This is a genomic window from Spirillospora sp. NPDC049652 (assembly GCF_040675125.1).
Lineage (GTDB): Bacteria > Actinomycetota > Actinomycetes > Streptosporangiales > Streptosporangiaceae > Spirillospora.
Genome location: NZ_JBFAOF010001174.1, coordinates 1 through 1,978, shown reverse-complemented (window position 1 = coordinate 1,978; position 1,978 = coordinate 1). Strand labels below are relative to the sequence as shown.

Here is a 1,978-nt window from a genome sequence, read left to right as displayed (position 1 = left end):
CGTAGGGGTCGTGGACCAGGACGCGCGCGCCGAGGGCCTTGAGCATGCGGGCCACGCGGCTGCCGACGGCGCCGTAGCCGACCAGGCCGATGGTGCTGCCCTCGATCTCCGGGCCGACCTGCTCGTAGCGGTAGTAGTCGCCGCGCCACAGGCCCGCGTGCAGGTCGGCGTGGGTCTGCGGGATGCGCCGGGCGGCCGCCATGATCATGCCGAGGGTGTGCTCGGCGGTCGCGGCGGCGTTGCGCCCGGGGGCGAAGGCGACCGCGACGCCGTGCTCGGTGGCGGCCTCCAGGTTGGCGTTGACCGGCCCGCCGCGGCTCACGCCGAAGAACTCCAGGTCGGGGCAGTTCTCCAGGACGCGGCGGGTGAGCGGCGCCATCTGGGTGACGCAGACCTGGACGCCCTGCAGCGCCTCGATCAGCTCGTCCTCGGTGCCGGACGCCTCGTCCACCTCGGCGACCCGGCCGAACGGCACGACCGGCCAGGGCAGCGTCAGCTCGGTGAACTCCAGATCGGCGGCGGCCCCGCGGAGGGCGGAGGCCTCGGCGCGGACGGCGTCCACGAGGAGCCGGTTCAGGACGAAGTGGTCGCCGGCGGCGAGGACGCGGGTGGTCATCGGTGACTCCTGCTCTGGCGGTCGGGCTCGGTCTGACGGTCGGGCTCGGTCTGGCCGGCCGGTGCGGCCTGGCGGTCGGGCTCGGTCGGGCGGGTGGCCTCGGTCGGGCGCGTGGGCGCCGCCGGGCGGACGGGCGTGGTCTGCGGACGGTCGCCGTGGGGTGAGGCGTCCAGCGCTCCGCGCAGCGGGGTGTTGAACTCCAGCAGCGCCGCGTGCCCACCGGTCAGCCGGAGCTCGGTCAGGGCGCAGTTGCGGACCGAGGGGAAGACGCGGCGGTAGTCGCGCAGCGGCATGGACAGGTAGTGGCAGAGCACCAGCCGGATCGCGGTGGTGTGCGCGACGACCATGACGCGTCCGTCCGGGTGCCGTGCGGTGATGTCGTCCAGGCAGGAGACGAAGCGCGCGGCGGCGGCCTGCGGGTCCTCCCCGCCGGGGAGGTGCCCGCTGACCGGGTCGTCGTGGAAGGCCTGGAGCGCGGCCGGGAAGCGTTCGCGCATCTCGGCGCGGGTGAGTCCCTCGGCCCGGCCGAAGTCCAGCTCGCGCAGGCGCGGGTCGATCTGCAGGGGCAGGCCGGTGGCCTCGGCGCTGAACGACGCGGTGAGCCGGGCGCGGGTGAGGTCGGACGACCAGAGCGCGGACAGGCCCGCGCCCTGCGCCCAGCCGGCCAGCAGCCCGGCCTGCTCCAGCCCGCGCGGGGTCAGCGCGACGTCGGAGACCCCGGCGTACCGGTTCTCGGCATGCCATTCGGTCTCACCGTGGCGGACCAGGACCAGGCGGGTCATGCGGGCGTCCTTTCCCGTGCGTGCTCGGCGACCGGCTGAGGCAGCCAGCCGCGCCGTTCCAGTTCGCCGACCAGGCGCAGGTAGCCGTCGTCGAACCGGGTGTGGTGGGTGGGGCGGGGGTCCAGGGTCGCGCGGACCGAGACCATCCCGGCGGCGGCCTCGGGCAGGGCCCGTCCGGCCGACGCGGCGAGGACCGCCGCGCCGAGCGCGGGCTCGGCGTGTTCGGGCAGCGTGACCGGACGGCCGAGGATGTCGGCGCGGAGCTGGCACCAGTAGGCGCTGCGGGCGGCTCCCCCGGTGAGGGTGAGGTCGCCGTCGACGGGCGCGCCGAGCATGGCGAGGTAGTCGAAGCAGAGCCGCTCGACGTACCCGACGCCCTGGAGGATCGCGGCGAACCGCTCGGCGTCGTCGCGGGGTTCGCCGAGCAGGAAGCCGCGGGCGTCCGCCGCGACGAACGGGAACCGCTCCCCCGCCGAGACCAGCGGGTAGGCGACGGTCTCGGACGGTTCGTACGCGGCGGCGGCGCGGTCGAGCGCGGCCCGGGCGCGGCCCCGGAAGTCGCGGGTGAGGGCGCCCCCCC

3 protein-coding genes are annotated in these 1,978 nt (G+C 76.0%); all 3 read right to left on the bottom strand.

What is annotated here, in order from left to right:
- Positions 1-616 (bottom strand): NAD(P)-dependent oxidoreductase (locus AB0J52_RS38245; protein WP_500187903.1); only part of this gene is annotated, 616 nt, incomplete at its 3' end.
- Positions 613-1,398, bottom strand: a complete 786-nt coding sequence (locus AB0J52_RS38240; protein ID WP_500187902.1) for a histidine phosphatase family protein — start codon at positions 1,396-1,398, stop codon at positions 613-615. The genes AB0J52_RS38240 and AB0J52_RS38245, both read right to left, overlap by 4 nt.
- Positions 1,395-1,978, bottom strand: a 584-nt coding sequence (locus AB0J52_RS38235) for an FGGY-family carbohydrate kinase (RefSeq protein ID WP_500187901.1), incomplete at its 5' end; no start/stop codon positions are given. The genes AB0J52_RS38240 and AB0J52_RS38235, both read right to left, overlap by 4 nt.